The sequence below is a fragment of the Gordonia sp. 'Campus' genome (genome assembly GCF_022206305.1).
Classification (GTDB): Bacteria; Actinomycetota; Actinomycetes; order Mycobacteriales; family Mycobacteriaceae; genus Gordonia.
The window spans coordinates 1-2,305 of sequence record NZ_JAKOIW010000044.1; the positions used below are offsets into that span (position 1 = coordinate 1).

1 protein-coding gene and 1 pseudogene are annotated in these 2,305 nt (G+C 67.5%); both read right to left on the minus strand.

Features of this window, described 5'->3' with window-relative positions; translation table 11 throughout:
• Positions 1-2,042 (minus strand): condensation domain-containing protein (locus tag MAY35_RS23140; RefSeq protein ID WP_238423674.1); only part of this gene is annotated, 2,042 nt, incomplete at its 3' end.
• A gap of 153 nt (positions 2,043-2,195) precedes the next feature.
• Positions 2,196-2,288: pseudogene (locus tag MAY35_RS23470) on the minus strand (hypothetical protein); the annotation flags it as partial.
• Positions 2,289-2,305 lie beyond the last annotated feature (17 nt).

Consider the following 2,305-nt stretch of genomic DNA (forward strand, 5'->3'; position numbering starts at 1 on the left):
GACCCCACCGAACGACCCGACCACTCCACCCCCACACAATCCGAACCCGACCACCCCACGATCGCGGCCCGCTCGGCGGCGTCGAGGAAGTCGATGTCGCCGACGATCACGTCGGCGTCCGCGAGCCCACCACTCAACACGTCGGCGATTCGTTCACCGATACGCCGCACAGTCCGGTCGTCGAACAGGTCGGTGGCATACACGATCCGGCTGGTGAGACCTGTCAGGTTTCCGTGTGCGTCGCGTGTGGCGGTCATGCCGATCATCAGATCGAAGCGTGCGGCCGGGGCTCCCGCCTCGACGGGGCTCACCGTCAGTCCCGGAACCGAGAGCTCACCGACCGGCGACTGCTCGAGGGTGAGCATCACCTGGGTCAGCGGCGCGAACGACTCGCTGCGAGTCGGTGCGAGAACATCGACGAGATGCTCGAAGGGCACGTCGGAAGCCGCGAAGGCATCGAGGTCGGTGTCCCGCACGTGCCTGACGACCTCGTCGAAGGTGGCACCCGGATCGACATCGGTCCGCAAGACGACGGTGTTGACGAACATGCCGACGAGACCGTCGAGTTCGGCGCGCCCACGCCCGGCGACCGGCGAACCGACGGCGATGTCCGTCGAACCCGACAGTCTGGACAGGACGACGGCTACCGCGGCGTGAAGCACCATGAACACGGTGACACCGCGTTCCCTGGCGAACCGATCGATCTTCGCCGGCAGATCGTCTGGCAGTTCGACCTCGGCGGTCGCACCGCGGTGCGACGCCACCGGCGGGCGCGGACGGTCCGTCGGCAACTCGAGGACGTCGGGCAGTTCGGCGAGTCGGTCACGCCACCACCGCGACTGCCGTCCGAGCTCGGAATCGGGGTCGTCGACAGCGCCGAGGGCCGCCTGCTGCCAGAGCGCGACATCCGCGTACTGCACGGGAAGCGGTGGACGGTCGGGTTCCCGACCGTCGACGCGAGCGCGGTACGAGTGCAGGAGATCGTCGACCAGGGGTGCCAGGGATTCACCGTCGGCGGCGATATGGTGCAGCACCACCACCAGGATCTGGTCGTCCGGGGTGTCGCCGTCGGTGATGCCCGCACGGATCGGCAGATCCCGTGTCACATCGAACGGGGTGGTTGCGAGCGTCTCCACGGAATGGTCTCGCCACCACAGATCCATCGGAACCTCGTCGGCCGGGAGGACTTGCTGCCACGGGCTCCCGTCCAGGCTCTGCGGGTAGCGCGTACGCAGGACCTCGTGGCGATCGATCACATCGGCGAGGGACGCACGGAGAGCGACCCGGTCGAGCCGGCCGCGTAGGCGCAGGGCGAACGGGATGTTGTAGGCGGGCGAGGCGGGATCGAACTGATTGATGAACCACATCCGCTGCTGGGCCGCCGACAACGGCGGCCGGCCCGGACGCGGAATGGACCCCAATTCCGTTGTCGCGGAGCTGATGTCGATGCCGGTGATGTCGATGCCGGTGGTGTCGAGGCCGGTCGTGTCCATGCTGCCACGCGCGTCGTCGACGTACGCGGCCATGAGGCGCACCGTCGGCGCGTCGAACAATTCGCGGACCCCGAACGGGACGCCGAACTCGTGGGCGATCCGCGCTGCGACACGAGTCGCCGACAGCGAGTGCCCGCCCACATCGAAGAAGCTGTCGGTGACAGAAATGGCGGGCACCGAGAGCGCAGCCGCATCGGTACGCCCGAGCACCTCGGCGACCATCGCCGCGATGGCACTCTCGGTATCGGTGGCCGGTTCGATGACCACCCGCGACTCGAGTACCGGCGCGGGCAGCGCCTTCCGATCGATCTTGCCTGCCGTGTTCAGCGGCATGTCGTCGAGAACGACGACGGTGTCCGGGACCATGTACGACGCCAGTCGACGCGCGGCACTCTCACGCACGCGCGGAATGTCCGACTCATCCGGACCCGCAACGTAGGCGACGAGACGATCATCGCGCACCATCACGGCGGCGGCCACGACGCCGTCGACTCCGCCGAGCACGGTTTCGATCTCGCCCAACTCGATCCGCTGCCCCCGCAACTTCACCTGAAAATCAACACGCCCCACATACTCCAACTCACCCACACCCGACCACCGCACCCGATCACCCGTCCGATACAACCGCCCACCCACCACACCAAACGGATCAGCCACAAACCGCTCCGCCGACAACCCCGACCGCGACGCATACCCCCGCGCCACCTGCACACCACCCACATACAACTCACCCACCACACCCACCGGCACCGGCCGCAACCGCGAATCCAACACCCACACCGACACATTCGGCACCGCACGACCAATCGGCA